This window comes from Lactobacillus sp. ESL0700, from assembly GCF_029392095.1.
In the GTDB taxonomy this organism is placed as follows: Bacteria; Bacillota; Bacilli; order Lactobacillales; family Lactobacillaceae; genus Lactobacillus.
Genome location: NZ_CP113930.1, coordinates 1,114,130 through 1,140,353, shown reverse-complemented (window position 1 = coordinate 1,140,353; position 26,224 = coordinate 1,114,130). Strand labels below are relative to the sequence as shown.

Genomic DNA, 26,224 nt, shown 5'->3' with positions numbered 1-26,224 from the left:
TTCATAAATTGACTTTGTATTTAATTTAAGGATGTATCAATAAATGGAAGAAGTAAAATTAATAATTGATTCTAGTGCCAACGAAAATACCGACCAAATGGTACAAGTAGTGCCGCTAACAATGACCATTGCTGGTCAAGATTTTATTGACGGCGAACAACTTGACATTGATCAGCTAATTGCTGAGATGGCAAAGAATACTGAAGCTGGTAAGACATCTTGTCCAAGCATTAATGAATGGCTTGAGGCGTTAGAGGGCAGTAATCGAGCAATTTTAATGACGATTACTAGTGGTCTTAGTGGCAGTTTTTCTTCAGCGTTTCAGGCAAAAGAAATGTATGAAAAGAAACATCCTAACAGTCATGTAATTGTAGTAGATTCTCGCTCTGCTGGTCCAGAAATGTCTGTTATTTTAAATGAAATTAAGCGATTGATTAATGGTAAATTGCGATTTGTTGATTTAGAGCAAAAGATTTCGGAATATAAAACGCATACCCATTTGTTATTTATTTTGCAATCATTGCATAATTTATCGCTAAATGGCCGTGTTAGTCCTGCGGTTGCTAAGGTTGCACGGATGTTGAAGATTGACCTTGTTGGTACTGCCAGCGAAGAAGGTAAATTGGAGCCACTGGCAAAAGTCCGGGGGATGAAGCGGGCGCTGAAGGAAGTCATTAAGCGCATGGCTGAGATGAAATATCAGGGCGGCCAAGTGATTATTGATCACTGCAAGAATGAGAAAGACGCCAAGACACTTAAAGAAAAAATTATTGAGCTGTATCCTCAAGCTCAAGTGATTATTCGCTCGATGAAAGGGTTATGTACCTTTTACGCTGAAGAGGGCGGATTAATGATTGGCTTTGAAGATTTATAAAGCAAAAAAAAAGACAGGTTTCAAATTGAAACTTGTCTTTTTTAAATAATGGCTAATAATATCTGCTGTGAAATTGTAAAACAAAAGATAGCTAAGCTCGTTGCACCAATAATGTCGGAAGGATAATGCGCCTTAAGGCTTAAGCGGGAAATGACAACCATTAACCAAATTATTCCTAATGCAATAACTAGCCAACTAGCGAGTTCCTTGCCAAAAACCTGCAGGATAATTAGCACCATGCAAGTAGCTCCCAAGACATGGCCACTAGGAAAGCTGTAGCCATCCTCTAAATCAGAATGTTCAATCGGTCGCTTGCGATGCATCCAACGCTTGAGTAAAATTCCCGTAATATCAGTAAACCCTAACGTGGCAATTACCCAAAGTGCAGTGATATTTCTTTCTTCATTAATGAGAAAGCTGGCAAGTAGGATGTCCCAAACTACCATTAACTTAGGATCATTAATGAAAGCAACGATTTGCCAACTAAAGCCATCGTGATTTCTGACTAACTTGTGATGCAGCCAATGATCAAAAAGATTAAAGCGACGTGAATTGCGAATGTTAACAATAAGAATTAGCAGAATAAAAGCGGACAAAGCCGCAAGCCAAATACTTGTTTGCATATATAAATCACTACCTAGAAATACTTACTGAAGCTATTTTACCAGCATTTCAAGACCGGTATGTACCGTTTAAAGCTGGTCTTGAATAAAACTTAAGAAATCAGCATTTTTTGTAACTATTTTGTAAAAAAGTAGGGATGAAAAATGCTGTAATCATAAAGATTACAACGTTATTTTTAATTGAATGAAGCAATCATTAAGAGTAAAATCAATATTAGTTCTTGCATGTAATTACCTAAGGTGGTTATTATATCTAATTCTCGTAAAATTTACGAGAGTTTTTTTAGTATAAAAATAGGTAAATCTTTAAATGTCGTTTTATGCAATAAAAATGGACTAACTAGTTATTAGTTAGTCCATCGCTATTGAAGAATACCGTTATCTCAGTATTTATTTACCTATATTTAAGGAAAGTACAATATTCCTTTTACATTAGATACTAACTATTATCGGAAAATTAAAACCCACAGTTGACTTGTTCAACATGGCTTGTTTAACACTGATCACGTTGATCCGTGGCACTATTTACCAAAGATTGGCGTATCTAAAGCTAAGTTCCAAAAAGACCTGAAGAAAGGTTTTAGCGGAGCGAATATTGTGCTGACCAGGTAGAAAAAATGTTTGTTGTAGACATATTGATACAAAGAAAGACTGTTTATAGAGCTTAAATGCTCTATGAACGGTCTTCTTTATTTAACAACATTTTTAGTGCTATTCAGTTTCAATAAACTTTTTTCTTTATGCTGTATATAAATTGTATATATAAATAACAGAGAAGCAGAAGTTACTTCAATCACTATTGCTAGTTTACTACTTGTTACCATCCACATAATTGAAGAAGATAAAAAAGTTGTTAATAATATGCCTAGCAATATTGCAAGCATTTTGTTATATCCTCGATATAACATTAAATAAAATAATTCAGTAATAGGATATGCGAATGATGCAACCACACAGCTCCATTCTATTGAATATATTATTATAAAGATAAAAGAAGATAATTGGCTATTAGTATCAAATTTATATTTGATCAAAAAAGGTACTACATTATATATAAAAGGTATTACTTTATAATATAGCATGGGAGTCAGTAAAAATAAAATAATAGGTACAAAAAGCCAAGCTGCAGCTCTGATAACATTTGACGTGTCATTATATAGTATATCGCGAATATTGCCTTTATTAGACCAAAGATTTTTAACATTTACAATAAGTAGTGTTGTCCCAGCTGCAACTCCATCTAATGCAAATAAAATTGCTAAAATTGCAATTAAATCGTGTCCGGATAGTAATTTAATAGCATAGTTTGCAATAATAAACGATATAATCCCAAAGATGTAAGATATGGGCTGTATTTGATCTTCCCATCTTGTTAGTCTCTGTATCTCGTTTTTTGCAGTATCTTTACAATTTAAAATCTTTAACTGATTATTAAGTTCATTAATTATTGTCGTGTTTTTATTTATTTTTTCAATTAAAGTGTTATTTTTATTATTTAAATCTGTTAACTGATCATTAAGTTCATTAATTGCTGTCGTGTTTTCATCTATTTTTTTAATTAGAGCACTGTTATTTGTTTTTTTATCTTGTGAATTTTTAAAATTAAATATACACATAATTAAAGCACTTCCTTTTTATTTATAATTATTATCCTTTTAAGATTTTCTTTCAAGCTATGCATCATTATTTGATTAAGCAAACCTAGGTAAGTCTGGATCAAACAAAAATGGACTAACTAGTTACTAGTTAGTCCATTGCTATTAAATAATACCTTTATATCAGTATTTATTTACCTATATTTAAGGAGAGTACAGGATTTGAACCTGCGCGCCAAGGAAAAACTTGGTTCGCCGGATTTCGAGTCCGGTGCATTACCACTCTGCCAACTCTCCACAACAAAGCATATTATACCCTATTGCCACTTTTTTTCCAAATTAAATTTAGAAATTTTTCGTTCTTAATTATATTTTTTGAAAATCTTTATCCTAATTTTACCAGAGTCATAATATTTCTTTTCATCAAATCGCTCAAGTTCACGTGCTGACTGGATTGCCACCATTTAAAAAATTGTATTTTAGTAAAAACACATGATATGATAGGTAACATGTTTAAAAATACTAAATATTGTATCTGTAAGGAGAGGGAATAATGAAAATACAGCCAAATACTGATGTCTTCAGACCTAAGTGGTATGTTGAGCAAATGCGCGGTTGGAGTTTTAAAACTTATATGTTATTGATGCTGGGAATTGGAGTTATTATTGGCACTACTATTAGTTCGCCAATAAATACCATTTCGCTGGTAACAATGATTGCGGCAATTATGGGCTTTACTTGCACGCTGGCAATTACAAACGCTAAGCCATTAAACGGTATTTTGGGGCTGTTATCGGCGCTAATTTATATTGTGGTAGCAATTAATGCTCGTAATTATGCCGATGTTGTCTTGCAAGCATCATATATCTTTCTGTTAGATTTGCCGGTTTTGTTACTGCCAGCTTGGGCAAAAGACGCAGAAAAGCATATTCACGGGTTGAATGCATCTAAATGGCTGCTCACTTTAATTTTCTTTGCTGTTGTTACTGGGGCTCTTTATTTTATGGATACCAAGATTTTTATTAGTCCTCGACCATGGATTGACGCCTTTGCGGGTTCAATTGGGATAACTGGTTCATTATTATGTACTTTGCGTTTTCGCGAACAATATTATTTTTGGACAATTCAAGGAATTATGTCGATCATTCTGTGGGGCGTAACGGCTTTCCAAGGGGATGCTAATTTAACTTTGTTTATTACTTATATTTTATACATGAGTAACGACTTACTTGCGTTTACTGATAAAAATACTCACTGGTTCCACTAATTTATACTGCTATTAATACACGATTTCGATTTTTGTCGGAGTCGTGTATTTTTTTCTTTAATTATTGGCGATATGATTGAAAATCAATCATAAAAAAGCCCTAACTTCGAAAAAAAGGGAAGTTAGGGCTAAGTTAAAGCTTAAAAAAATTCTATACCTTTTCAAACTCTGTTGGCTGTTTTAATGCTGGTTCGGTTAATATTGTCAGAGCATTGTCGCCTAATGTGATTGGCAAAAGTTCATGCTCGTATAATCGCTCTTCAATAAACATATTACCTTGATTATTGATCATCACTGGATAACGCCATTTTCCTAAAGTAACCATTAAATTATCATCGTCAGCGCTCAAAGTAACTAATCCATATCCAGGATTTTGGTAATCACCTAATTGAGCAGTGTCAGCTTTAACATGATCCCATGTCGTCCCTTTTAAATCGCTAAGTTTCTTTTCTTTACCTGCAATCTTAGCTGTCATTGTTTCGGATACTTTAGTTGTCCAATCAACTGTGTTAATGCCTAATGCAGCGTCAATTGTTTGGTATGCTAAAGCAAAAATCGCATCTGTAGAATCCATATTGGTTGTAAATACAAAAGCTAAATCAAGGTCTGGTACAAAGCCCAAGAATGAACAATAGCCAATGTATGAACCACTATGATAAAAATACTTGTGGCCACGATAATCTTCCATCATCATTCCCAAGCCATAGGCAGCGAAGTTGGCACCACCATAAGCACGGTTGGGCAACATAATTGATTGTGGTAAATAACGCTGGGCTGTGACTTCATTTTTAGTTGTTTTTTGCGTTTGCAATTGAAATTTTGCCCAAGTAAGTAGGTTAGAAATAGTCGCAATCATGCTGCTAGCACCGCCAACCTTGCCTGGTGCAATAAATGGTACTTCTTTTGTCACATCATTATCTCTGATATATGGTTTAGTAATTTTAGCAAATGGTGCTTCATGATGATTAATGTAAGTATCGTTCATTTCAAGTGGCTTAAGCAAATGCTCACGTTCATACGTACCATAATCTTCACCAATAACTTGTTCCATTACATAGGTTGTTACTGCATAAATCAAATTGCTATATTGCATTTTTTGTCTCAATTCATGCGTAGGCTGTAAATAACCAACATGTTCTGCTTTTTCTCTTAAGGATAGGTCGTGCTTGTTCATGTTGGTAAAACGCATTAAATCATGTGCTGGCAAGCCACTTTGATGACTTAATGCATCTCGCCAGGTCAGATGTTCTTCAACATATTTATCAACCATTTTAAAATCTGGCCAAGACTTTTTTAAAGGCTCGTCCAAATTTATCTTACCTGCATCTGCAAGCTGACAAATTGCTGTTGCTAAAAATGTTTTTGAAATTGATGCTAGTGGGTACAAGCTATCTTCTTTTGCGTTGCCGTATACATGACTAAAGTCTTCACCATGTTGATAAATGCCCACACCTAAGCTTGGTAAGTGAAATTCTTTAATTACTTTTTCAGCAAAATTATTAATTTTTTCATTATCCATAATTAATCCTCTGTCTCTCAAATATCATGAAGCTTAAAGCTATATTTAGTATTAACAATAGCTAGTATTTTACCCTAACTAGCTGTAAAGTTAAACATTTATTTCATAAAGATAGTGTTTTTATGAAATATTTATGATATATTGTTTAAATATGAAAATTGAATGTAGAAACGAGTGATATATCATGATGAGCAAACAAAATTTATTTAAATCTATCGGAATTATAAGCCTTTCTGGTCTTGTCCTAGCTGGTTGTGGCAAGAACAATGCTGGCAATGATGAAACCAAAACAGCATCCAAGTTCCCAATGTCAACCCCACAAAAAGCTAGCAAGCAGGGCGGTACAGTAAAGATTGGTCTTGAAACAGATACACCTTTTGCTGGAATATTTTCACAAGAATTATCTTCTGCTGACATTGACTCCCAAGTTGCAGCTCCAGGTCTTGAAACACTATTTGATAGCGACGACCATTACAAAGTTACTGACAAGGGACCAGCTACTCTTAAATTAGATGTAAAAAAGAAAACAGCTACTATAACGATTAAAAAGGGCGTTAAATGGTCTGACGGCAAGCAAGTTGTCGCTAAGGACTATGAATATGCTTATGAAATTTTAGCCAATAAGGATACCAATTGTCCAAGATACAGTAGTCAATTTGAAATTCTTAATGGACTTAAAGCCTATCATGATGGCGAAGCTAAGACTATTTCAGGAATTGAAATGCCTGATGGTGATAATGGTAGAACTGTTATTATGCACTTCAAGGAACTCAATCCTAGCATGTTTAACACCGGAAATCGCTATTTATGGGATGTGGCTGAACCGTATCACTATTTAAAGGATATACCTTTCTCTAAATTAAAATCTTCCGATAAAATTAGAAAAGATCCACTGTTTTTTGGTGCTTTCAAAATTGATAAAATCGTCCGCGGTCAATCCGTTACTTGGACTCCTAATAAGTACTACTGGCGTGGCACGCCAAAGCTGGATAAAATTGTCATTTCTGTGGTTTCACCTAATTCCGCTTCACAAGCAATTAAAAGTCATAAATTTGACGTAATGAAGGTCATTAACACCCAGTGGAACCAAGTTAAAGATACTAAAAAAGTCAATTTCATTGCCCAAATACCTTTGAGCTACCATTACTTAGCCTTTAGAGTGGGGAAATGGGACAATAAGGCAAGTAAAAACGTTGAAAATCCTAAAGCAAAGATGAATAACAAGGCATTGCGCCAAGCTATTGGTTATGCAATGAATGTTGACGCGGTTGATAAACGTTATACTTATGGCTTAACTTTTAGAGTTCCAACCCTAATTCCGTCGCAATTCGGTGATTACTTTGATAAAAATGCTAAGGGCTATTCTTATAATTTGAAAAAAGCTAATAGCATTTTAGATAAAGCTGGATATAAAAAGAAGGGCAAGTGGCGCAGACAACCTAATGGTCAACCATTGACTATTAATATTGCGGCCATGAGTGGTGACTCAACCCAAGAACCTATTATTCAAAATTACATTCAACAATGGCATAAAATTGGTCTAAATGTCCAACTAGCATCAGGACGTTTAATTGAGCACAACTCGTTTTATGATAAGCTTCAACACGATGATCCGGGAATTGATATGTTTATTGGTGGTTGGTCTATGCCATCAGAACCGTCACCGCAAACTTATTATAGTGAGACTGCGCCATTTAACATGTCTAGATTTGTGACTGCCAAAAATAATAAATTGATGTCAGAAATCAATTCTTCAAAGGCGTTTAACCACAAATATCGGGTACAAAAGTTCCATGAATGGCAAGAATACATGAATGATGAAGCTTATGTCATTCCAATTGATAATTCTTACCAAATTACTGCGGTTAATGATAAGTTGACGGGTTACTCATTGAAGCCATCACACACAAATAACTACCAGCCATTATGGTACAAAGTAGGATATGTCAAGTAATTATTAAATATACGAGGAGAAAATATGAAAACTGGATCAAAAATTATTACATTAGATAATGGTTACCATTTATGGACGAGTACGCAAGGTGAGGGTGATATTCACTTGCTTGCATTACATGGAGGCCCTGGTGGTAATCATGAATATTGGGAAGATGCGGCTGATCAATTAGCCAAGCAAGGTTTACATGTTCAAGTAACGATGTATGACCAATTAGGCTCACTATACTCTGACCAACCCGACTACTCCGACCCTAAAATTGCTGAAAAGTATCTAACTTATGAATACTTTCTTGATGAAGTTGACGAAGTTCGAGATAAATTGGGATTAGACAATTTTTATCTGATTGGTCAAAGTTGGGGTGGACTTCTTGCACAAGAATACTCTGTAAAATATGGTTCTCACCTTAAAGGTACGATTATTTCTTCAATGGTTGATGAAATTGATGATTACATCGACTCAATTAATCGGCGCAGACAAGAAATTTTACCGCAAACAGAAATTGATTTTATGCGTGAGTGTGAAGACAACCATGACTTTGCCAATCCACGCTATCGCGAAGACATCCAAATCTTGAATATTAACTTCCTAGATCGGCGTCAGCCATGCAAGTTGTATCACATTAAACGAATTGGTGGCTTACCTGTCTATCATACTTTTCAAGGTGATAATGAGTTCGTAGTCACTGGTAAATTAAAGGATTGGCACTTTAGAAAATATCTGAAACAAATTACAATGCCAACTTTGCTGACTTTTGGCGAAGAAGATACAATGCCACTGGAAACTGCAAAAATTATGCAGAAAGAAATTCCAAATTCTCGTTTAGTAACAACACCAGATGCAGGCCATCACCAGATGGTAGATAATCCTGATGTCTATTACAAGCACGTTGCTGACTTTATTAAACAAGTTGAGGCAGGCACGTTTAAAGGAGAATAGTTCTTTACTAGAGTGTACAGGGCATTCAAAAATGTAATAGATAAAAAGAGAACATTGCTAAGTAGCAATGTTCTTTTGTTTTGGTAAAAAATATGGCAATAATGCATTCTTGTAATTACAGAAAATTTGATAATTGGTTGTGAATAAGCGCTAGATAAAATACTTCGTCACACAAGGTACAAAATCTTTAATAGTTGGATTAATAGTATTTTTTAGAAAAGAGAGTCCATAAACATAAGGAAACTCATCAGGATACTCCAAGGGAATTACTTTAAAATCAGGAGAATCTTTAACACTAGCTAAGTCTACCATCATGGCGATACCAAGATTACCCTTTACAAAGGTATGAGAGAGTAATACTGAATCAGAATATAAATAATTTGCGTTAGGACATACTTCTTTAATTAACCGTTGAAGTTTGAATTGTCGTGGAGGACAAATATTAGCATTAAAGAAAATCATAGTTTCATTCTTTAAATCGGTAATTTTCAATGATTTGTGGTTAGCAAGATGATTTGCATTAGGCACAATACATGCAAACTGTCCCTTGATTAACGGGATAAATTTAATGTTCTGTGAATTAATAATATCTTGCATGGAAAAAATCACATCGCATTGTTGGCTTAATAAATGCTGCTTTAAAACATTGTGGTCAAAATTTTCTAGGTATAGACGAGAAGCGGGATGCAACTTGTTAAATTGTTTAATTAATTCAGGAAACTTTTGGATTTCGTAATATGTGCTAGTATAGCCGATAGCAAGAGAAGAAAACTCTTTTTCTTCTGCAGCACGTGCGCTTTGGATAGTTGTATCTAATTTAACAAGAATTGATTGAACATTTTCGTGTAAAATTTTTCCTCCCTCGGTTAGTTCTACGGTTCTTTTATTGCGGTTAAATAATTTGAAGCCTAAATCTTGTTCTAATTTATTGATTGCATGGGTTACTGCAGGTTGTGTTAAATTAACATTTTTGGCTGTTTGTGAAAAATTCAACGTCTCGGCAAGATTAAGAAATAATCTTAAATATTCAGTATTCATGGGCTTTTCTCCATTATTAATAAAACTCTTTTATTAATAATAATACTATTTCATTTCACTGTCTTTAATTTAAGTGATATTTTTAACATGAATTTAAAAAGAAAAAAGGAGAAATTCATAATGGAAAAACTGAAGTCAGGAATATATAAAATTACTGCAGCTGGTTATGAAAATAACTCAACTGATATAGAAGTTGAAATTGCCGATAATCAAATTAAAAAGATAACGACAAATAAGGAAATAGTTCCTAATAGTCTTGAAGATGCGGTATTTTCTCAAATTCCACAGAAGATAATTTCAGACCAGTCTTTGGCCGTTGATACTTTAACTGGAGCTTCCTATTCAAGTAAAGGGTTGATAGACGCAGTCGCTAATGTTATTAAGCAAGCGGGTGGTGATCCTAAAGAATTTGAATATGGTGCAACAAATAATTCAAAAGAAGTTGTTGAAAGTAATTCAGCACTAGAACAAAAATCAGAATATCAAAATTGGTGCAGTAAACCAGATAAGATCGATCAGGTAAAAGAAACTGATTTCTTGATTTTAGGAGCCGGTATTTCAGGTTTAGCAGCTGCTGTACAAGCCGGTGAACTAGGAATGAAAACTACTGTAATTGAAAAAAATAGTTTTGTAGCTGGTAATGGTGGCGGTGTTGAAGGTATCTTTGGCATTAATACTGATATGCAAAAAAAGGCAGGTATTCATGCAGAAAAAGAGGAGATCATTTCCCGTGAACAGGAGCTTGCTCAATATCGTACAGACGGTTCTTTCTGGGTCGATTTAGTTAATAATTCTGCCGAAAATATTAGTTGGCTATTAAAGCAGGGGGTTCAACTGACTAATGTTGATGATTACCACGGTACCTGTGCTTTTCCAACATTTCATTGGTTTAAGGGCGGTTTTGCCTCAGAAGGCTATGTTCCTTATATGAAGAAACGTGCAGATGAATTGGGTATTGATTTTGTTTTGAATTCTAGTGCTATTGGAATTATGTATGATGGCGACAAAGTAACTGGAGCATATATTCGTAATGCCAACGGTAAGGTAACACAGCTTAACGCTAAAGCCACGTTACTAGCTACCGGTGGTGTTGGTCATAATCCAGAATTAATTAGAAAACAAGGTTGGCAGACAGAAAACCTGCATTATTGTTCAATGCCAAGTAATACCGGTGATGGCTACATGATGGCAATGTCGTTAGGTGCTAAAGATATGCTTATGGAATCAGCAGAATTTATGATGAATTATATTCAAGCTCTACCACATGAAGGCGTTCATTTGTACATTGACCCAATTAATGGTTTCATGTCACTACCATCAGGTGGACCAGTTGTATTTGTTAACCAGGACGGTGCCCGCTTGGTAAATGAAAATGTTAAGAAATATAATTTGCTTTATCAAAGAATGGCAATCAAGTCTACTAAAGTTACTTATGAAGTATTTAGTCAAAAGATTTACGACATGATAACTAAAGGGATAGATGGCGCCGATGAAGTTTTAGCCGAAGCTGTTAAAACAAACGATGGTAACTCTTTATTCAAGGCAGACAAGATTGAAGATTTGGCCAAAGCTGTTGGCTTACCGGTTGCTGACTTCACTGAAACAATTAAAAAGTATAATTCTTACTGTGCTAATGGCAAAGATGAAGAATTTAACAAAGAAAAAGAAATGTTAGTGGCATTAGATGAAGGGCCATTCTATATTGCTCGGTTGGATCCGTCCAATCTTATTGGTGTTGGTGGTGTTGGCTCAAACCGTAAGTTTGAAGTTATTCGTGATAATTTCGATAAAATTCCAGGTCTTTATGTTGCAGGAGTAGACAGTACGATGCAATACCGTAATGTTTATACAATTACTTTAGGTGGTTCTGCTTGTGCGCATAATGTTAACTCAGGTCGTTATGCAGCAATGAATGCTCAAAAGTATATTGAAACTCTTTAATTCAAATAGAGACTTTTAATAGTCATAAAAATATAAATTAAGCAGCAATTCAGTATTCGCAAGAATAAAGAACTACTGCTTTTTTGTTGAACTACTATTTTATGAATTAAAAATAATTTTAGTAGGAACAGCAAGTCGTTGCTATTCTTTTTTCTAGTCATGCAACCAAAAAGTCGAGCACCTTGTTAATTTTTAAACAAAATTTTTGGTGATCTATTTTTGCTTTACATTTTATAATATATAGGTAAGTAATAAGTCGTATGGATAATATTTAAGGAGTACTTATCTTGAAGAATTCAGAACTTTCCCTAAAAACTAAAAAAGAATTTTCAAGTGCTTTAAAAGTAGAATTAAAGCATCATCCACTAAATAAGATCACTGTTACAAGCTTACTGAAAGCAACAAATAGAACTAGGCCAACTTTTTATTATCATTTTAAGGATATATCTGACTTAATAAAGTGGACAGTTCAAAAAGAAGTTATTAATTTGCTTAATGAAACTAAAGGGTATGACCACTGGGATACAGATATTTTGAAAGTTCTTAACTACTTTTATGAAAATCAAGCCTTGGCAAAAGCCTTTTACAACAACCTTGATATGTACCAGTTCAATCAAATTTTTAGAAATCCACAAGTAAAAATTTTACTAGGCTATATTGATGACATAATCTCCCGAGACAAACTAAAAATATGCCAGCAAGATAGATTGCTGATTGCTAAATTTTTTACTGGGGCATTTTCTGCAATCGTTTTGGATTGGATCGCATACGGTCAAAAAGAGACACCTGAAGAAATTAGAGAACAGCTATGCCGGACACAGCAAGACATAATCATCGATTGTCTTCATAGTACAGCTAAAAATCAAGATATGTTTAGAAACGATACAGTCTTACATTAATTAAGTTTTATAAGATGTCTTATGAATTTAATTAAGTGTATATTTTATTTCTTTTTGAAAGCGTTTAATATTTGAAGTGTAAAAAACTTTGTTACTTATTGAGCAATTTTGAAAAGAGGCTTGTTATGAAAGAATTTAAAGATAAAGTTGCATTAATTACAGGAGCAGCACATGGCTTTGGTCGTTCACTAGCTTTAGAAGCTGCAAACCGTGGAATGAAGTTAGCAATTGCGGATATTGATGAAACTGCTTTGTCTAAAACCTTACAAGATGTTAAAGATAAGGGTGTTGAAGTAATCAGTATCCCAACTGATGTGACTGATGAAGCGGCTGTTGACAATATGGTTAAGCAAGCTATGGCCAAATATGGTGCAATTAATTTATTGATAAATTCAGCTGGTATTGCTGTAGCCGGAACTGTTTGGAATGTTCCAACGCAAGACTGGGAATGGATTTTACATGCTGATTTAATGAGTCAAGTTTGGTCACTAAAACGTGTGATTCCAATTATGCGCAAACAAGAAGGACACTGCGATATTGTTAATGTTGCTTCAATAGCTGGGTTAATAACTAGCCCAACAAGCGCCCCATACTATGCTACTAAGTTTGCCGTTGTTGGTATGACAGAAGCCGTTGAATATGACTTGCAAGTAGAAAAATCCAATATCAGTATGCATGTATTTTGCCCTGCATTTGTTCAAACGGATCTCTATCACTCTGAAAATCATCGTCCGAATAAATATGCTGACATGTCGGATCCATATTATTCAAGCAAATCTTTCAAAGATGGATTAGCTCAAACTAAAGTTGATATTACAACTGGAATGTCTATTGATAAAGTTCCTGAAATTATTTTCAAGGCCATTGAAGATGGCAAATTCTATATTTTAACTCATCCTGGAGTTAATGACTTAATTGTCGGTAGAGCAAAACGAATCCCAGAAGGAAAGGGACCAGATCTGAAGTTTCTTGCTCCGTTTTTAACGAAGACTCATAAAGTCGACGAATAAAGTTTGATATTAATTAAGAGGCTGTTATGAAAGAATTTAAAGATAAAGTTGCATTAATTACAGGAGCAGCACATGGCTTTGGTCGTTCACTAGCTTTAGAAGCTGCGGACCGAGGTATGCAGTTAGCAATTGCAGATATTGACGAACCTGCTTTAGCAAAAACTTTGCAAGACGTTAAAAGTAAGGGTATAGATGCAATAAGTATCCCAACTGATGTTACGGAAGAGTCAGCCGTTGATAATATGGTTAAACAAACTATGGCCGAATACGGTGAAATTAATTTGTTGATTAATTCAGCTGGTATTGCAATTCCTGGGCCAATTTGGGAGTTACCTACACGGGACTGGGAATGGATTTTACATGCTGATTTAATGAGTCAGGTTTGGTCACTAAAACGTGTGATTCCAATTATGCGCAAACAAGAAGGACACTGCGATATCATCAATGTTGCTTCAATGGCCGGCTTAACTACGAGTCCTTTAATGCCAGCATATTACGCTACTAAGTTTGCCGTTGTTGGTATGACTGAGGCTGTTGAATATGACTTACAAGTAGAAAAGGCCAATGTTGGGATGCACGTCTTTTGTCCAGCATTCGTTCAAACTGATTTATACCACACAGAAAATCATCGTCCTGCTAAGTATACTGATGAAAGTGATCCCTACTATTCAAGCAAGACATTTAAAGATGCACAAGCACAGGCTAAAAAGGATATTACAACTGGAATGCCAATTGATAATGTACCAAAAATTATCTTTAGGGCCTTGGAAGAGGATAAATTCTATATTTTGACTCACCCAGGGATGAATGCTGCTATTGTAGCTCGTGCCGAAAATATTCCAAGCGGTAAAGGACCTGATTTACAAGCTCTAATGCCATTTTTAAAAGAAACACATGATGTAGAAAAGGAAGACTAATTATGACTAAAGAAAACATTGTAAATAACAATTTTAAAGACGTTGCCTTCAACAGACAATCTCAAAGAATTTTTGACCCAGAAGTTAAAATTTCGCATGAAGAATTTGAAGAAATGATTGAACAAACAACGAAAGCACCATCAGCATGTAATTTGCAAGCATGGCACTTTGTAATCGTTGATACTCCAGAAGGCAAAGAAAAGTTAAAGAAATACTTTATGAAATTTAATATGCCACAAGTTGAAACATGTTCAGCAATGGTACTATTGTTTGGCGATACAGAGGCATTTAAGTCCTATCGTGATTTATGGACCGAAGCATATCATAATGGGCAAATTGACAAGGCTAAACTTGATGAAGTGTTTAACACATTCTTACCTTTATATGAGAACGCAGATTACGATACATTGGTAATGGATTCTGCTGTTGATAGTTCTCTAGCTGCTATGCAATTTATGCTTGTAGCTCGTAGTCACGGTTATGAGACTAACCCAATCGGCGGCTATGATCCTAAGAAAGCTGCAGAAATGTTTGATTTAGACCCTAAGCGTTTTGTTCCAGTAATGGCTATTGCAGTTGGTAAAAAGCCAAAAGACTATGTAGACGAGGTAAAATCAGTTAGATACCCAGTTAAGCAAGTTTATAATTTTGCTTAACCAAAAATTAGTATTTCAAAATACTGAAAAATGTCCACTAGAAAAAATTCTAATGGACATTTTTTATACGATTCATTTTAAACAAAACAGAGCGAGTATACTTTTGCTTGGAAAAGCGCTATCATAAATATTGTGAGAAATTTTAAAATAACAGAAGTAATAAAATTATTTATGGTAGACTCAAGATAACATCTATTGATTTTTGCAAAATAATACTGCATAGAATGGGAGAAATTAATTTGCAAGAAATTTTTATTTATATTTATAACATTGCCTTTATTATTCTATATTTATGGGTGATAAATGTTGCAAGCTATGCTTATAAAATAACAAATAATAATCTTTTTTATTATGTAGAATTATTATTTGTCATTCTAATAATTGATAGTACTTTTGCGTTCTCATTTGATTTACTTAAAGCAACTAACAGTGGGCTAAATATTTTTGATCGGGCTTATTACCTTGCACGAGTTTTATTCTTTTTAATTGCTGGAGATTTGTATGTTAAATTGGTAGCTAAAATGCTCTCGCAAAAAACTAAACCAATTTTTTATTTACCTATCATTTCTGTAGTAATTTTGGATATTATTCACGTAATTTATTTTTATAATGATAATCAAACAGTGGTTTGGCAGAGAAGTATACAAGATGCTGGCATTTTTGTATTATGTATTTTTTATTATTTTTATGCTCGTAAAAGACAAAAACAAACAAAAAATGATTTTCTTTACAATAAAGTAGTATTTATTACAGCCTTATTTATGGCTTTATCGTGTATTGAAGGTATTGTTTACTTTGCTTTGTATCATTTAAGTTCGATAGCAGTGCAGAGATTACTTAGTTATATGAAGGTAATAGGATTAAGTGAGGATCTTTTTTCTGTAATTCTTTCTCTTTTAATTATTTGGTTTGCTAGACAAGAAGAAGATATTGCTAATAAAAATCAGCTTGAAATACTGCTACAACATAAAATGAATCAGTATCAGGCAATGATACACGAAAAAGAAGTCGCTAGTGAAGATAGTCAAGTCGTAGGATTTTGCGAATATTATAAAATGACTAAAAGGGAATCAGAAATCTTACGTTTAGTTTTAAAAGGTAAGAAAAATCAAGAAATTGCAGATGAATTATTTATTTCTGTTGGTACTGTTAAATCGCATATTTATAGTATTTTCAAAAAATTAGAAGTTGACCGACGTAGTCAGTTAATGCATGTGTTTATGGAATACAAAGAAGAAAAATAATAAAAATGTCTTTAGATTAAGATAATCCTTGATTTAAAGGCATTTTTATTATCTCATACTAAAGTTTAGATTAGATAAAACTTTAAATTTACAACCAAAGTTGATTGTATCTGGCTCTTAGTTTTACTAATTTAATTATGTAAAAAATTTTACAATTTAAGTAAGTAAGAAGGAGAAAGAGAATGGAAAAACAAAAGTTACCAAGTTATCGCTGGGTAATTTTAACTATTGTTAGTTTATTGTGCTTAATTGCAAATTATATTCAGTTTCAAGTTTCAGCTTTAGCTACTGAAATTATGCCGCAATTACACATTTCAACTGCACAATTTTCTAGTTTGTTAATGGCACCAATGCTTGTAGCGGTTATTTTAAGTATTCCTGCAGGATCACTTGGCGATAAATTTGGCTCAAAAAAAGTTATTACAGTAGGATGTATTCTATCTGTAATCGGTGCATTTGGACGGTTTATTGCTCAAAATTTTGCAATGATGATGATTATGCTTTTATTGAGCGGGATATTTATCGCTTTATTAAATGCTAATTTAATAAAGGTTTTAGGTACTTGGTTTAAACAAGATACTGATTCGGCTATGGGTGTGTTTTATGCTGCATCATGTTTAGGAATTACACTTTCACAAATTACTGGCTCGTGGTTCAAAACGGTTAATTCTGCTTACATGTTTTCATCAGTTTCTTTGCTTGTTTTATCAATTTGTTGGATTGTTTTTGTTAGAGATACTCCAAAAGGAGAATCTTTACCGCCTGCAGAGCCAACGATGAAATATTTAAAAGTTGCAATTAAAAGTAAAAATACTTGGATTGTTTCAATTTGTGCAGGTTTAGGTATTGCATCTACGACAGCTTATGCTGGCTTTTTACCTCAAGCTTTAAATTTAGGACAACATATTAGTAATTCTACAGCTGGCGTAATGTCAGCAATTGTTACAGTTGGTAGTTTCTTTGGTTCATTGATTGGGCCAGCAATGTGCAACAAAATTGGTCGTTATAAATTATTTTTGACGGTTACTACATTAATTGGTGCAGTTGTTATGTACTTTACTTGGTATACTCCTGCAGGCTTTTTCCTATGGGCAATGTTAGTTATTAATGGCTTTTTCACAGCTATCAGTGGACCTATTGTTCAAGCAATGCCAATTCAGTTTCCTGAAATTGGAGAAAAATATGCTGGTAGTGCCGGTGGTATTGTTGGTACAGTTTCAATGCTGATTTCATACATTATTCCAATTTTAGTATCAATGGTTGCTGGCAATGATTATGCTAAGAACTTAGGTATTGAATCCTTAATTTTTGGTTTATCAGTTATTTGTATTTTGGTTTTACCTGAATTAGGTAGTAAAGCTAAAAAATGATCTAAGGAGACTTGATTATGACACAACAAAAAGCAGACTATATTTTAAAGGGAACAGCTATTTTTACTGGCAATGATGATGAACCTAAATCTGGCTGTGTATTAATTAAGGGTAATCGGATTTTAAAGATTGTTCCACTTGAAAGAATGACTGGTTACGTTGATGAAAATACAACAGTCATTAATTGTGGAGATCATTTAATAATGCCTGGATTTAATGATTCGCACATGCATATTTCTTTAGGCTCTGTTCAGAATGATCCGGATTTTTGTATACAAATGATGGATTGTAAGAGTGAAGAAGAATGTGTACAGATGGTTAAGGACTTTGCGGCTTCACATCCTGATAATCCATGGATTTATGGTACTGGTTGGTATTCAGAAGTTTGGGATAATCCGCATACACCTTCAAAGAAATCATTGGATGCTTTAAACTTAGACCGTCCAATATGTCTAAACTCATTTGATTTACACTCTGTCTGGTGCAATCAAGTTGCTCTCGACAAAATTGGGATTACTAAAGATACACCAAATCCTCAAGGTGGAATTTACGGTCACGATGATGATGGTGAGTTGAATGGAATTTTATATGAGCCACCTGCAACCAAGGCAATGATGGACGAGGTTTTAAATGTTCCAACATTAAAACAATCATTGTTGAAATGTTTAAAGCATTTTCGTGAATTAGGAATGACTTCTGTGGCAGATGTCTATCCGTCAGGATTAACTAATGATAATATTCCTGAAATCTTTGACGAATTAGAACAAAGTGGCGAGTTAACTACCAGAATAAGTTCATTTCCGTCATTAACAGACGTTAAAGGAGCTTTGGAATTAAAGAAAAAATATCATACTGATAAACATAGAGTTGCTGGTTTAAAGCAAGTTCTTGATGGTGTGGTTGAAGCTCATACTGCATTGTTGAGTAAACCATATGATAATGATCCTGATGTTAAAGGAGATGCTTCTTTAACGCAGGATGAGCTGAATAAATATGTTTTAGAAGCGCAAGAGGCAGGCTTACCAGTTAAGATTCATGCAATTGGTGACCAAGCAAGTACAATGGCTCTTGATGCATATCAATATGCTCAAAATAGATTTGGTAAATTGAAATTGCATAATTCAATTGAACACATTGACATGATTCGTCAAGATGACATTGATCGTTTAAAGAAGTTAAACGTTATGTGCTGTGTTCAACCGCAACATTGTACCGGTGACTTTATGAGTGGAGGATACCTGCCATGTATTGGAGAAGAACGGTTGTCTCATACTTGGCCATATCGTGAAATTTTAGATGCAGGCAATCATTTGGGCTTTGGTTCTGATTTTCCTGCAGTTTATTCAGTCAATCCTATGTGGACAATTTACGCAGCGGTTACACGTTGTGAACCTAATGAAGGTAAGCCAGATGGAGGCTATTTCCATGAACATGCTGTTACTTTAGCCGAAGCTTTGAGAGCACATACCAAGTGGTCAGCTTATGCTGAATCTTTTGAAGATGATTTGGGGACCCTTGATGCAGGGAAACTAGCTGATGTTATTGTTCTTGACCGTAATTTATTTAAGATTGATCCAATGGATATTCGCTATGCTAAAGTTGATTTAACGATTTCTGACGGTAAAATTGTTTATAAGAAATAATTTTACGTGTTTAAATAAAATATAAAAATGTCTATTAGAAGTTTGAAAAGTGACATAAAAGTTAGATATTTTTAAATTCATATTATTAATGCACGATTCTAGTATTTTCTGGTATCGTGCATTTTAATTTGCTCAATTTTCAATGTTGCTATGCCAGCCAACCAAAAAAGGTGAGATTCTTCATTAACTGAAGAATTTCACCTTTTATTTTGCTAAATGTTCTTTGACAACTTTGACTAAAATTGCGGTTGCACCTTTACCAGCCTTGTCATCATAATATGACTTGTAGCGAGCTTCTCTTTCATAATCATCGACTAGTGCTAAGTGGATTTCAGGGGAATAATTAGGCATAATTATTTGTAGCCATGCCTTATGATTAGCAAAAATGTCGTCGCTTAATTCTGCTTCTTTAGTAGGATCTTTAACAACTGCTTGCAAATTGCGGACAAGGTTTGCTTCAGCAACCTTCATTTTGTTAAAATTTTCAGCCGTCTTTTTATCATCTTTTTTAGTCATTACTGATACTCCTCAATTAAATTTATCGTATTAACTATAGCATATTGGCCATTATAATTCCTGAATTAATTTCTAAGCGCTAATTTAAACTGAAAAGTTAGACTTATCAGACTACAAATAGCAATAAAATTGGTCAAGCTAAGACCTTAAAGAACAATTAAAGTTAAATAAACCGTATAATAAGGTAGAGGTGAATAGATGATTACTTTTGTATGGGCAGAAGATCAAAAAGGTCAAATTGGTCTAAATGGACATTTACCGTGGCAATTGCCGGGGGATGTGAAACACTTTAAGGAAATAACAATCGGCCATCCGATAATTATGGGGCGAAAAACTTTTGCGAGTTTGCCGCGACTATTACCGCAAAGACTGCACGTTGTTTTAACTAAAGACGAGCAACTAATTGCCAAATATGCAGGAAATAAGCAAGTTGTCACAGTAAACTCATTGACTGCATTAAATGATTGGGTTACTGCCCATGAGCAAGAGAAAATCAGCGTAATTGGCGGTAATTCTGTTTTTACCGCATTAAAAGAGCGTGTTGATGTTCTAGAAAGGACCGTAATTGATGCCACTTTTGCTGGCGATACGGTGATTACAGCTCTTGATTATCAACAATTTAATTTGATTAAAAAAGTAAAGCATATCCCTAATGAGCAGGATAAATATCCGTATACTTTTTTAACTTATATGCGAAAGGAAGTCCAAAAATGAAGCAAGTTATCTGGTCTGGCGTGGTTTTCTTAATCAGTGTCATTGTTTTAATTAGCAGCCTAATTCAAGCCGAAACAGCCAACCATAATTTTTGGTGGCAAGTCATTGGCATGGCAATTGTAACTTATAGCGTTGGTCGTTACCATATGGTTCAAATTAAAGCTTTCAAAAACGCTCGCAATAAATAAATTTTATTCTGGGGTTGACAGAGAGTAATTCGAATGTTAAATTAATAAACAATTAAATAATTAATACATCTTGAAAAGCAGAGTAACTATTTTTCTTAGCAATAAAGAGAGTTGGCAGTGTGGTGAGAATCAGCAGTTAAGTAATAGCGAACATGGGCTTGAAATGATGACTGTTAGTGATATTTAGCTAATGGCGGAGTTGCATCCGTTATCTTTGCAAGCTATTGTTTGATAGCTAGTGAGGTTTATTACGTGAGTAATAAACAATTTAAAGGTGGTAACACGAGCATTCGTCCTTGATTGGGACGGATGCTTTTTTTATTGCAATTTTGGAGGTAAAGGTCGTTGAGTAATAAAAAACGTCGCAATTTAATTGTTGGTATACTGGTTGTTGTTATTGTAATCATTGCTGCTTGGTTTGGATTTGGCTCAGGCTTGCATCATAACTCAAACCCGCACACTGTAACTGTTGGTGTAGTTGGTGAAAGTAAGGCCGAGCAGGCTATCTGGCAGCATGTTAAACAGACGGCCAAGAAGAAATATGGTGTAACGGTGCAGATTAAAAACTTTACTGATTACAATCAACCAAATAAAGCCTTAAAGAATGGTGACATTGATCTGAATGCCTTTCAACATTATTCTTTCTTGGCAAGTTGGAACAAGGCCAATCATGGCGGTGTAGTTCCAATCGGCAAGACCTATATCGCACCAATTAGATTGTATTCGAAGAAGTATCACAAGTTAACACAATTACCTAACGGTGCAACAATTGCGGTACCAAACGACCCAACTAATGAGTCGCGAGCACTATTTGTTTTAAAAAATGCTGGCCTAATCGGTTTACGCAAGGGTAAAAGCCTTGTTACAGTTTCTGATATTGTTAAAAACCCACGCAATTTAAAGGTTAAAGAAATCAGTGCTGAACAATGTGGTCGGGTAATCAACTCAGTTGATGCTGCGGTTGTAAATAATGACTTTTCTGGCCCTGCTGGTTTAGGTAAGAAGCAGACAATCTTTGTTGAGCCAGTTAACAAGGATTCGCAACAATGGATTGATATTATCTGTGCTAAGAAAGGCCAGACCAAGAATAAGGATTATCAAGCCGTTGTGAAGTCTTACCAAACAGAAGAAACTAAGAAATTATATAAGAAGTATTACGGCGACATGGAGGTTGCTGCTTGGGACATTACCTTAAAATAGAAAGGAAAAATTATCATGAGTAACAAAAAACGAAGAAATATCATTATTTGGATAATTATCGCCGTCGTTGTAGTTGTTGCCGCTTGGTTCGGCCTTGGCCCTGGTTTGAATAAGCCTAAGACGCAAAATCATGTTGTAACAGTCGGAGTGGTAAGTATGACCAAAGCCGACCAGGATATTTGGGGACATGCAGCCACTTTAGCTAAAAAGAAGTATGGCGTTTCAATTAAGATAAAGAACTTTACTGATTTTAACCAGCCAAATAAAGCATTAAAAAATGGTGATATTGATCTGGATGCCTTTCAACACTATGCTTTCTTAAAAGATTGGAACAAGGCTAATCATGGTAATATCGTTGCAATTGCGCGGACACAAATTTCACCAATTAGACTTTATTCCAAGAAGTATCACAAGCTTAGTCAACTGCCAGATGGTGCAACAATTGCCGTACCTAACGATGCCACTAACGAATCACGTTCATTAATTGTCCTTAAAAATGCGGGCTTGATTAAATTACGTCCTCACAAATCGTTATTAACCGTTGCAGATATTGTTAAAAATCCCCATAATTTTAAAATCAAGGAAGTTAGCGCTGACCAGTGTGGTCGTGTAGTTAATAGCGTTGACGCGGCAGTGGTCAATAATACTTTTGCGGCACCTGCAGGACTTGGCGAAAAGCAAACAATCTTCGTTGAACCTCTTAACAAAGACTCGCTGCAATGGGTCAATATCATTTGTGCCCGCAAAGACGAAAAGGATAATCAGGATTATCAAGCAGTTGTTAAGGCCTACCAAACGGCTGAAACCAAAAAGTTAATTAAGAAGTATTTTAAGAAAACTACAATACCAGCTTGGGATATCAAGTTTTAGTAAAGGATGATTGTTCATGAGTATTATCGAATTAAAGCACGTTAATGTAGATTTCCCAGATAAGAAAGGAAAAATTGTTCATGCAGTGCAGGATGTCAATTTAAACGTTGAAAAAGGCGATATTTACGGCGTCGTTGGTTTCTCTGGCGCTGGTAAGTCTACCTTGGTTAGAACAATTAATCTTTTGCAAAAGCCGACTGCAGGTGACATTCAAGTTAACGGTACAGACTTTGTTAAGGATGGCAAGCAAATTATTGCCAACAAGCAGTTGCAATTGGCACGTAGAAAAATCGGCATGATTTTCCAGAGCTTCAACCTGTTAAATGAAGTGACTGTCCTTGAAAATGTATCGTTTGCACTGAAGCATTCTGGGTTGAAGGATAAGGAAATAGAAGAAAAGTCATTACACTTACTTGATTTGGTTGACTTAAAGGACAAGGCAAATTTTTATCCGGTACAATTATCTGGTGGGCAGCAGCAACGTGTTGCCATTGCGCGGGCACTTGCCAATGAACCAGACATTTTGATTTCAGACGAGGCAACTAGTGCCTTGGACCCGCAAAACACACAACAAATTTTAGCTTTATTGAAAAAGCTCAAAAAAGAGCTGAACTTAACGATTGTTTTAATTACGCACGAAATGGATGCTGTTAAGAAGATTTGTGACAAAGTAGCAGTCATGGAACAAGGCAAAATCGTTGAAAAGGGTAAGCTGCGTGATGTCGTTTTGCATCCGCAGATGGCCTTGACTAAGAGCTTTGTTGGTGGGTCACTTGAAGTTATCAATACCTTGGAGATGTTACATCTAGATAATTTAAATGATGATGAAGCAATTTATCAACTAGTTTATAGTGTAGCTAATGTAACTAAGTCAATTGTCATCGACCTTTATCGTGAAATTGGGGTTGAAGTCAGTATGCTTTACGGCAATGTGGAATTGCTTGATGACGAGCCGATTGGTACCTTGCTAGTATTAGTCAAAGGCGATAGTGAAAAACAGCAGGAAACAGTTGCCTTCTTAAAAGAACAGCAGGTATCGTTAACCAGATTTGATGAAAAGGGGAATTTGTATGAGTAGTTGGTTTAGTAGTGTATTTCCAAATGTTGTTCAACTCGGTTGGAGTGGGGACGCAGGCTGGGGTACCAGTATTGTTCAAACTCTCTTTATGACCTTCTGGTCAGCTATCTTTGGCGGCATATTAGGAATTATTTTTGGTGTAGTTCTTGTTTTAACCAAAGATGATGGCATTCGCCCAAACAAATTCTGGTTTAATATTTGCGATAAAGTAGTTTCAATTTTCCGGGCAATCCCATTTATCATTTTGCTGGCTTTTATCGCACCAGTTACGCAAAAGATTGTGGGAACACAAATTGGGATGAAAGCTGCCTTAGTCCCATTGACTTTAGGTGTTTTTCCATTCTATGCTCGGCAAGTGCAAGTTGCACTAGAGAGTGTGGCACAAGGCAAAATTGAAGCAGCACAGAGCTTGGGCGCAACTATTTGGGACATAATTTTTAGTATTTATCTAAATGAAGCACGCTCCGAATTAGTTCGGGTGTCGACCGTTACAATTATTAGTCTGATTGGCTTAACCGCTATGGCAGGTGCCATCGGTGCAGGTGGACTAGGAAACACGGCCATTTCTTATGGCTATAACCGGTTTAATAATGATGTGACCTTAGTGGCAACAGTGCTCGTAATTATTTTGATTTTTATTGTTCAAATTGTCGGTGACTTCTTTGCTAAAAAGCTAAATCACCAAAGCCGTTAAAAAAAGACCAGCAAGCAGATTGCTTGCTGGTCTTTTATATTTTAAGTTAATTATTTAACTGCATCCTTCAATGCCTTACCAGGCTTGAAAGCAGGTACTTGAGTAGCAGGAATAGTTAAGGCTTTACCAGTTTGTGGGTTTCTACCTTTTCTTTCTGCACGTTGACGAACTTCAAATGAACCGAAGCCGATGATTTGTACCTTTTCGCCCTTAGTCAAGTTATCCTTGATTGAGTCGATGAAAGCGTCAATAACTCCTTCAGCTTCCTTTTGCTTAAGGCCAGTCTTTGCTGCAACTTCTTTAGTAAGTTCAGATTTGTTAATTGAAGCCATAATGTATCTTCTCTTTTCTATAAAAATTATAAAACGGTCAACACAATTGATTGCAGACAATCGTCATGCTATTCACGTAATGCGTTGTGTCGCTTGATATTCAGCAACTTTAATTATTTTAGCACAGTTAAGCCGACCTTCAATAGAAAAATTGCGATTGTGCAAATTATTTTTTGACTTTTGTTAATTTGTTGGTCATTTGCTGGTAATTTAGGTAAAGTGCCTTAAAGCGTGAATGGTTTTCCTTTTGCCATGGCTTAGGTTTGCCACAGAAGTGGAGAATGGCGGTATTCTGCATGACCCATTCGAGGTTAAAATCGCCAGTACTTCTAGTTAAATATACCGGATAGGCGCGGGAATCATAATTCCACTTTGTTTCAGGAATTTTAAGGATATCTTCACCGTATAAGTAATTCAAAATGTCCTGATCAGGCAAAATCAAGGTATCGTGGTGCTGATTGATTGCAGTAGTCAGATCATCAAGTTTGACCTTTTGCCGCATTTGGTCCAGATCCATTAGCATAATACCGGAATTAAAATACTCAGTCGTTGTGCCCAAGCGAATGTTGTTAATTGAACTCATGATGTCCGTAAGTCCCTCATGAGCAGCTGCAGCAAACATTTTACCCTTTAAATCCAAATGCCATAACGGTTTAATCGAATTAATGACCAAAATATCGGGATCAAGGTAAATAATTCTGTGCAGGCTGGAAGGCAAGATTTTACCAGATAAAAGGCGAAAATACATTTCTTGTGGGTAATCATGCAAGCTGAGTAATGATTCTGGAAAAGTAAAATCGGCATTCATTGCTAAAGCCTCAATTTCAAAGCCAATTTTTTTGCCAAAGTCTTTTAAAGAAGCTAGTGCAGGATCACTAATATTGTCATAAATTATCCAAATTCGTATCTTTTGCCCTAAATTATTAAGTTTGAGCGAGTACATCATCACCTCAAGTGGCTTAATGTAGTTTTGATCGATAGTAACTAGAATTTCAATTGGCTGATCACTTGTATTTTTCATATGTCCCTTTCTAAAAACAACAATTTACATAGTATTTATTATAAGTTATTTAGTTTCAAATCTAAACATTATCATTTAGTGCTTGAAGATAAATTACAAATCATTACATTTCTTGTAATTGG

Annotated in this window: 25 protein-coding genes and 1 tRNA gene; 18 read left to right on the top strand and 8 right to left on the bottom strand. The window is 35.0% G+C overall.

Translation table 11 applies throughout. The features are described 5' to 3' along the window. Window positions 1-43 precede the first annotated feature (43 nt). Complete coding sequence (locus OZX63_RS05405; RefSeq protein ID WP_277142172.1) at window positions 44-874, top strand: DegV family protein; 831 nt, start codon at window positions 44-46, stop codon at window positions 872-874. A 41-nt stretch (window positions 875-915) separates the two neighbouring features. On the opposite strand, the gene OZX63_RS05400 is transcribed toward OZX63_RS05405, so the two are convergent. From OZX63_RS05400 to OZX63_RS05390, 3 genes are all read right to left on the bottom strand, one after another. Then, entirely contained in the window at window positions 916-1,497 is a 582-nt protein-coding gene (locus OZX63_RS05400; protein WP_277142170.1) for a phosphatase PAP2 family protein, read from the bottom strand. A gap of 689 nt (window positions 1,498-2,186) precedes the next feature. Further along, window positions 2,187-3,113: a hypothetical protein gene (locus OZX63_RS05395; protein WP_277142169.1), complete on the bottom strand. Its 927-nt coding sequence runs from the start codon at window positions 3,111-3,113 to the stop codon at window positions 2,187-2,189. 186 nt (window positions 3,114-3,299) lie between these two features. After that, a tRNA-Ser gene (locus OZX63_RS05390) sits at window positions 3,300-3,389 on the bottom strand. A gap of 256 nt (window positions 3,390-3,645) precedes the next feature. Between OZX63_RS05390 and pnuC the strand changes: the two genes are divergently transcribed. Further along, window positions 3,646-4,359, top strand: coding sequence for a nicotinamide riboside transporter PnuC (gene pnuC / locus OZX63_RS05385; RefSeq protein WP_277142167.1), 714 nt, complete (start codon window positions 3,646-3,648; stop codon window positions 4,357-4,359). A 151-nt stretch (window positions 4,360-4,510) separates the two neighbouring features. On the opposite strand, the gene OZX63_RS05380 is transcribed toward pnuC, so the two are convergent. Next, window positions 4,511-5,878, bottom strand: coding sequence for a serine hydrolase domain-containing protein (locus tag OZX63_RS05380; RefSeq protein WP_277142164.1), 1,368 nt, complete (start codon window positions 5,876-5,878; stop codon window positions 4,511-4,513). A gap of 187 nt (window positions 5,879-6,065) precedes the next feature. On the opposite strand from OZX63_RS05380, the gene OZX63_RS05375 reads away from it, so the two are divergent. Together OZX63_RS05375 and OZX63_RS05370 are read left to right on the top strand one after the other, a co-directional pair. Further along, on the top strand, window positions 6,066-7,832 hold the full coding sequence (locus tag OZX63_RS05375) for an oligopeptide ABC transporter substrate-binding protein (RefSeq protein WP_277145103.1): 1,767 nt from the start codon (window positions 6,066-6,068) through the stop codon (window positions 7,830-7,832). A gap of 24 nt (window positions 7,833-7,856) precedes the next feature. Continuing rightward, window positions 7,857-8,771: a proline-specific peptidase family protein gene (locus OZX63_RS05370; protein ID WP_277142163.1), complete on the top strand. Its 915-nt coding sequence runs from the start codon at window positions 7,857-7,859 to the stop codon at window positions 8,769-8,771. Between the two features lie 150 nt (window positions 8,772-8,921). Here OZX63_RS05370 and OZX63_RS05365 read toward each other — a convergent pair whose 3' ends face one another. Beyond that, window positions 8,922-9,809, bottom strand: coding sequence for a LysR family transcriptional regulator (locus OZX63_RS05365; protein WP_277142160.1), 888 nt, complete (start codon window positions 9,807-9,809; stop codon window positions 8,922-8,924). Window positions 9,810-9,929: 120 nt separating this feature from the next. Between OZX63_RS05365 and OZX63_RS05360 the strand changes: the two genes are divergently transcribed. From OZX63_RS05360 to OZX63_RS05325, 8 genes are all read left to right on the top strand, one after another. Further along, window positions 9,930-11,750, top strand: a complete 1,821-nt coding sequence (locus OZX63_RS05360; RefSeq protein ID WP_277142158.1) for an FAD-dependent oxidoreductase — start codon at window positions 9,930-9,932, stop codon at window positions 11,748-11,750. A 287-nt stretch (window positions 11,751-12,037) separates the two neighbouring features. After that, window positions 12,038-12,649 carry a TetR/AcrR family transcriptional regulator C-terminal domain-containing protein gene (locus tag OZX63_RS05355; protein ID WP_277142156.1) on the top strand — a complete coding sequence of 204 codons (612 nt, stop codon included), beginning with the start codon at window positions 12,038-12,040 and terminating at the stop codon, window positions 12,647-12,649. A 125-nt stretch (window positions 12,650-12,774) separates the two neighbouring features. Next, the gene (locus tag OZX63_RS05350; RefSeq protein ID WP_277142154.1) at window positions 12,775-13,659 is read left to right on the top strand and encodes an SDR family NAD(P)-dependent oxidoreductase; all 885 of its coding nucleotides are present in this window, start codon (window positions 12,775-12,777) and stop codon (window positions 13,657-13,659) included. Window positions 13,660-13,685: 26 nt separating this feature from the next. Next, window positions 13,686-14,576: an SDR family NAD(P)-dependent oxidoreductase gene (locus OZX63_RS05345; RefSeq protein ID WP_277142152.1), complete on the top strand. Its 891-nt coding sequence runs from the start codon at window positions 13,686-13,688 to the stop codon at window positions 14,574-14,576. A 2-nt stretch (window positions 14,577-14,578) separates the two neighbouring features. Next, window positions 14,579-15,232 carry a nitroreductase family protein gene (locus OZX63_RS05340; RefSeq protein WP_277142150.1) on the top strand — a complete coding sequence of 218 codons (654 nt, stop codon included), beginning with the start codon at window positions 14,579-14,581 and terminating at the stop codon, window positions 15,230-15,232. A 224-nt stretch (window positions 15,233-15,456) separates the two neighbouring features. Next, a complete protein-coding gene (locus OZX63_RS05335) occupies window positions 15,457-16,476 on the top strand; it encodes a helix-turn-helix transcriptional regulator (protein ID WP_277163662.1) in 1,020 nt (339 codons plus the stop codon). 182 nt (window positions 16,477-16,658) lie between these two features. Beyond that, window positions 16,659-17,846, top strand: coding sequence for an MFS transporter (locus tag OZX63_RS05330; protein ID WP_277142146.1), 1,188 nt, complete (start codon window positions 16,659-16,661; stop codon window positions 17,844-17,846). 17 nt (window positions 17,847-17,863) lie between these two features. Continuing rightward, the gene (locus OZX63_RS05325; RefSeq protein WP_277142144.1) at window positions 17,864-19,489 is read left to right on the top strand and encodes an amidohydrolase; all 1,626 of its coding nucleotides are present in this window, start codon (window positions 17,864-17,866) and stop codon (window positions 19,487-19,489) included. 204 nt (window positions 19,490-19,693) lie between these two features. Here OZX63_RS05325 and OZX63_RS05320 read toward each other — a convergent pair whose 3' ends face one another. Then, complete coding sequence (locus OZX63_RS05320) at window positions 19,694-20,005, bottom strand: TipAS antibiotic-recognition domain-containing protein (protein WP_277142143.1); 312 nt, start codon at window positions 20,003-20,005, stop codon at window positions 19,694-19,696. Window positions 20,006-20,203: 198 nt separating this feature from the next. On the opposite strand from OZX63_RS05320, the gene OZX63_RS05315 reads away from it, so the two are divergent. The 6 genes from OZX63_RS05315 to OZX63_RS05290 all read left to right on the top strand — a co-directional run bounded on the left by OZX63_RS05315 (window position 20,204) and on the right by OZX63_RS05290 (window position 24,749). Further along, complete coding sequence (locus OZX63_RS05315; RefSeq protein ID WP_277142141.1) at window positions 20,204-20,719, top strand: dihydrofolate reductase; 516 nt, start codon at window positions 20,204-20,206, stop codon at window positions 20,717-20,719. Next, window positions 20,716-20,907: a hypothetical protein gene (locus tag OZX63_RS05310; protein ID WP_277142139.1), complete on the top strand. Its 192-nt coding sequence runs from the start codon at window positions 20,716-20,718 to the stop codon at window positions 20,905-20,907. Before OZX63_RS05315 ends, OZX63_RS05310 begins: the two co-directional genes overlap by 4 nt. A gap of 345 nt (window positions 20,908-21,252) precedes the next feature. Further along, window positions 21,253-22,107 (top strand): MetQ/NlpA family ABC transporter substrate-binding protein, encoded by an 855-nt coding sequence (locus OZX63_RS05305; RefSeq protein WP_277142137.1) that lies wholly within the window; start codon window positions 21,253-21,255, stop codon window positions 22,105-22,107. Window positions 22,108-22,122: 15 nt separating this feature from the next. After that, window positions 22,123-22,977, top strand: a complete 855-nt coding sequence (locus OZX63_RS05300; protein ID WP_277142135.1) for a MetQ/NlpA family ABC transporter substrate-binding protein — start codon at window positions 22,123-22,125, stop codon at window positions 22,975-22,977. 16 nt (window positions 22,978-22,993) lie between these two features. Continuing rightward, window positions 22,994-24,055: a methionine ABC transporter ATP-binding protein gene (locus OZX63_RS05295; protein ID WP_277142133.1), complete on the top strand. Its 1,062-nt coding sequence runs from the start codon at window positions 22,994-22,996 to the stop codon at window positions 24,053-24,055. After that, entirely contained in the window at window positions 24,048-24,749 is a 702-nt protein-coding gene (locus tag OZX63_RS05290; protein WP_277142131.1) for a methionine ABC transporter permease, read from the top strand. The genes OZX63_RS05295 and OZX63_RS05290 overlap by 8 nt, the downstream gene beginning before the upstream one ends. Window positions 24,750-24,799: 50 nt before the next feature. On the opposite strand, the gene OZX63_RS05285 is transcribed toward OZX63_RS05290, so the two are convergent. After that, a complete protein-coding gene (locus OZX63_RS05285) occupies window positions 24,800-25,081 on the bottom strand; it encodes an HU family DNA-binding protein (RefSeq protein WP_277132929.1) in 282 nt (93 codons plus the stop codon). Window positions 25,082-25,247: 166 nt separating this feature from the next. Then, window positions 25,248-26,102, bottom strand: coding sequence for a glycosyltransferase family 8 protein (locus tag OZX63_RS05280; protein WP_277142129.1), 855 nt, complete (start codon window positions 26,100-26,102; stop codon window positions 25,248-25,250). Window positions 26,103-26,224: the final 122 nt, after the last annotated feature.

Coding starts and splice junctions, on each gene's coding strand:
- OZX63_RS05405 (WP_277142172.1), top strand. CDS start 44: ATGGAAGAAGTAAAATTAATAATTGATTCTAGTGCCAACGAAAATACC.
- OZX63_RS05400 (WP_277142170.1), bottom strand. CDS start 1,497: ATGCAAACAAGTATTTGGCTTGCGGCTTTGTCCGCTTTTATTCTGCTA.
- OZX63_RS05395 (WP_277142169.1), bottom strand. CDS start 3,113: ATGTGTATATTTAATTTTAAAAATTCACAAGATAAAAAAACAAATAAC.
- pnuC (WP_277142167.1), top strand. CDS start 3,646: ATGAAAATACAGCCAAATACTGATGTCTTCAGACCTAAGTGGTATGTT.
- OZX63_RS05380 (WP_277142164.1), bottom strand. CDS start 5,878: ATGGATAATGAAAAAATTAATAATTTTGCTGAAAAAGTAATTAAAGAA.
- OZX63_RS05375 (WP_277145103.1), top strand. CDS start 6,066: ATGAGCAAACAAAATTTATTTAAATCTATCGGAATTATAAGCCTTTCT.
- OZX63_RS05370 (WP_277142163.1), top strand. CDS start 7,857: ATGAAAACTGGATCAAAAATTATTACATTAGATAATGGTTACCATTTA.
- OZX63_RS05365 (WP_277142160.1), bottom strand. CDS start 9,809: ATGAATACTGAATATTTAAGATTATTTCTTAATCTTGCCGAGACGTTG.
- OZX63_RS05360 (WP_277142158.1), top strand. CDS start 9,930: ATGGAAAAACTGAAGTCAGGAATATATAAAATTACTGCAGCTGGTTAT.
- OZX63_RS05350 (WP_277142154.1), top strand. CDS start 12,775: ATGAAAGAATTTAAAGATAAAGTTGCATTAATTACAGGAGCAGCACAT.
- OZX63_RS05345 (WP_277142152.1), top strand. CDS start 13,686: ATGAAAGAATTTAAAGATAAAGTTGCATTAATTACAGGAGCAGCACAT.
- OZX63_RS05340 (WP_277142150.1), top strand. CDS start 14,579: ATGACTAAAGAAAACATTGTAAATAACAATTTTAAAGACGTTGCCTTC.
- OZX63_RS05335 (WP_277163662.1), top strand. CDS start 15,457: ATGGGAGAAATTAATTTGCAAGAAATTTTTATTTATATTTATAACATT.
- OZX63_RS05330 (WP_277142146.1), top strand. CDS start 16,659: ATGGAAAAACAAAAGTTACCAAGTTATCGCTGGGTAATTTTAACTATT.
- OZX63_RS05325 (WP_277142144.1), top strand. CDS start 17,864: ATGACACAACAAAAAGCAGACTATATTTTAAAGGGAACAGCTATTTTT.
- OZX63_RS05320 (WP_277142143.1), bottom strand. CDS start 20,005: ATGACTAAAAAAGATGATAAAAAGACGGCTGAAAATTTTAACAAAATG.
- OZX63_RS05315 (WP_277142141.1), top strand. CDS start 20,204: ATGATTACTTTTGTATGGGCAGAAGATCAAAAAGGTCAAATTGGTCTA.
- OZX63_RS05310 (WP_277142139.1), top strand. CDS start 20,716: ATGAAGCAAGTTATCTGGTCTGGCGTGGTTTTCTTAATCAGTGTCATT.
- OZX63_RS05300 (WP_277142135.1), top strand. CDS start 22,123: ATGAGTAACAAAAAACGAAGAAATATCATTATTTGGATAATTATCGCC.
- OZX63_RS05295 (WP_277142133.1), top strand. CDS start 22,994: ATGAGTATTATCGAATTAAAGCACGTTAATGTAGATTTCCCAGATAAG.
- OZX63_RS05290 (WP_277142131.1), top strand. CDS start 24,048: ATGAGTAGTTGGTTTAGTAGTGTATTTCCAAATGTTGTTCAACTCGGT.
- OZX63_RS05285 (WP_277132929.1), bottom strand. CDS start 25,081: ATGGCTTCAATTAACAAATCTGAACTTACTAAAGAAGTTGCAGCAAAG.
- OZX63_RS05280 (WP_277142129.1), bottom strand. CDS start 26,102: ATGAAAAATACAAGTGATCAGCCAATTGAAATTCTAGTTACTATCGAT.